A 2083-nucleotide genomic window follows, 5' to 3' on the forward strand; every position below is an offset into this window, starting at 1 on the left:
GTCGCTGGTGATCCAGTCCTGGATATCGGTGTGCAACGAGGCGTAGACAGACTGCACCGGTGCCGCCGAATCCGCGGCCAGCGAACCCGGGACCGTCGACGCAGCATCCAGGTCGGCGAGGACATCGTCCCAGTGCGCGGGGGCGAAAAATGCCTCCCACGCAGCGGGAGTCGCCACCGCACCCCAATCCACGCCGTTTGTCGCCGCGTCCAGAAACGGCGAGAACACCTGATCGAGCAGATCGTCGACAACGTCGGCGTGGGCCACCGGTGAGGTCGCGACCGGTGCCGTCCCGAACGCCAAGAACGCCGCTACCGCGGGACCGGCGCCGAGCGCCCGCCTGCACCGCCGGCGTGGCGCAGCTCCGGGCGCACCGTCGCGTCGTTCAGCTTTCCCGCGGCTATCTGGCATGCGAAGACACCTTTGTCTTGTGCGTGGAAGTCACGTCATGTTACCCACCGTGCGGGCTGAAACACCGCGGTTATCGGCATCAGCGGGACGAGCGCCACGGCGATGGCGATCGGATCGCCGACATCTCGCCCGCGCTGTTCAACCCCGGTCACACCGCTGAGCCGGGGCGGCCGGTGACGCAATCACCCGATCGCTATGGTGGCGGTGACTGCGCCACGCTGGATCACGGTGTCGCTGGTCGCGATCGTCAGGCCGCGGCGCGCCGCCTGGGTCACGATCATCCGGTCGAACGGATCTTTGTGTTCCCAACCGAGTTGACCGGCCATCGCTGCGTCCGCTGAGTTGATCGCCAGTTCGGCGGCGTTCATGTCGGCCAGGATCTGATCCCAGCTGGCGAGTAGTCCGGCGCCGTCGAGACGCCCGACGCGGGTTTTGACCGCCACCTCCCAGGCCGACGCCGCAGACACGAACAGCTCGTTGGCTTGGTCTTCGAGTTGTTCCCGCGCGGGCGCCGCGATCCGATCGGGTGCCGAGACCAGGCGGAGTAGGGCATTGGTGTCGAGCAGGATTCCGGTCATGGCGCCGGGTCCCAGGCGCCCAGCTCGTCGTCGGGGAGCGGCTCGTCGAAGTCGGCCGGAACGACCAGCCCGGGAAGCTGACCGAAGGTGCGCGGCCGCGCGACGGCCGGCGACATGACCACGACGGGACGGCCATGGTTGGTGATGGTGATCGACGCGCCGGTCCGCTCCACCTCGGCCAACAGCGCATTCAGTCGAGTCTTCGCTTCGGTACTGGTCACCGTCTTCACGAGGGCCATGCTAGGCCGCTAAGACTACATGGACTAGTCCGACTGACCTAGGCGTTGTTCAAGCCCGGTCACACCGCTGCGCCGCAGCAGCCGCATCGGTGGCGGCCGCGGCCATCCCGGCCGCGGTGAACTCGTCGGCCACTGCCCGCAACTCGGCAGCGTCGCCGGCGGCCAGCGCCCGAGCCTGGGCCAGCGCGAGTCTGCCGACGACGCAGTCGATCTCGTCGCAGAGCCGGGCCAGCGGGTCCGCCGCGCGGATGTCGCCGAGCCGGACGGCCGCATGCCAGGCGCGGATCGCCACCCCGCGCTGCCCGCCGCGTTCGGCCATCCGGGCGGCGTCGCGGGCGGCGGTCACCGCGCCGTGCGCGTCGCGCATGGCGGCCAGCCGCCACGCCCGGGCGATGCCCAGCTCCGGGGCGAACAGCGCCGACTTGGTGCCGTGTCGGGATTCGGCCCGGCTCAACGCCTTCGACGTCGCCGCCGGGTCGCCCCGCCGGGCCAGCGCGGTGGCCAGCAACGTCAGCGACAGCGTCCCCCACGAGTAGCCGGTGCGGTCCAGGGTGGCAGCGGCCGGAGCCAACAGCGTCGCGGCGGCGTCGAACTCGCCCAGGTCGATCAGCGCCAGCCCCACCAGCACCTCACCGATCGCCCGGCCCGGCTGCTGCAGCTCGGCGAAGTCGGTGAACCGCTGGGCCAGCTCCCGGGCGGCGGCCGGCCGGCCGGCCATCAACAGCACGCTGATCTGGCCCAGCCCGATGGTGAACCGCAGCAGCCCGGGGTGCTCGGCGCCCAGCGCGCGCTGGGCCCGCGGCTCGACGTCGGCGGACCGGCCCTGCCGCGCGGGGCCGAGCGCCGCGGCGCGGC

2 protein-coding genes and 2 pseudogenes are annotated in these 2083 nt (G+C 71.5%); all 4 read right to left on the bottom strand.

Translation table 11 applies throughout. The annotated features are described in order from the left end of the window. Window positions 1-303, bottom strand: a pseudogene (locus AC2VNT_RS05005) (hypothetical protein); the annotation flags it as partial. A gap of 290 nt (window positions 304-593) precedes the next feature. After that, entirely contained in the window at window positions 594-989 is a 396-nt protein-coding gene (locus AC2VNT_RS05010; protein ID WP_486945802.1) for a type II toxin-antitoxin system VapC family toxin, read from the bottom strand. Continuing rightward, window positions 986-1219, bottom strand: a complete 234-nt coding sequence (locus AC2VNT_RS05015) for a type II toxin-antitoxin system Phd/YefM family antitoxin (protein ID WP_486945803.1) — start codon at window positions 1217-1219, stop codon at window positions 986-988. Before AC2VNT_RS05015 ends, AC2VNT_RS05010 begins: the two co-directional genes overlap by 4 nt. Before the next feature lie 58 nt (window positions 1220-1277). Beyond that, window positions 1278-2083, bottom strand: a pseudogene (locus AC2VNT_RS05020) (AAA family ATPase); the annotation flags it as partial.

The sequence above is a fragment of the Mycobacterium sp. TH-M15 genome, assembly GCF_057473705.1.

Excerpts from the sequence above, each read along its gene's own strand:
- AC2VNT_RS05010 (WP_486945802.1), bottom strand. The coding sequence starts at position 989 with ATGACCGGAATCCTGCTCGACACCAATGCCCTACTCCGCCTGGTCTCG.